The following is a 284-nucleotide window of genomic DNA, read 5'->3' on the forward strand; positions in this document are numbered from 1 at the left end:
TACCAGCGGCCGAGGACCAGGCGGCTGTCGACCGGTCCGAGTGAGTACTGACCCGAGGTGTACCACTCCCCATGGGTCCAAGCGTTCTTCCACACGTGGTACGTGAAATCACCAGCCGCGTTCTGATACGCCGCCACGATGTCGTCCTTACCGTCACCGTTCACGTCACCAGCCGCGACCCGATCCTCCACCTGCGACATCGTCCAACTACCAGACTCATAATCACTAGCACGCTCAAACGACGAACCCGACGACGTCCACCGCCAAATCGTCATCGTCCGATC

General features: G+C 60.2%; 1 protein-coding gene. It reads right to left on the minus strand.

The window, feature by feature from the left end; translation table 11 throughout:
• The coding region (locus ACLQ23_RS31535) for an FG-GAP repeat protein (RefSeq protein ID WP_425881533.1) at positions 1–191 on the minus strand (191 nt) is incomplete at its 3' end.
• Positions 192–284: the final 93 nt, after the last annotated feature.

The organism is Micromonospora sp. DT41 (assembly GCF_049841715.1).
GTDB classification, from domain to species: Bacteria; Actinomycetota; Actinomycetes; order Mycobacteriales; family Micromonosporaceae; genus Micromonospora; species Micromonospora profundi.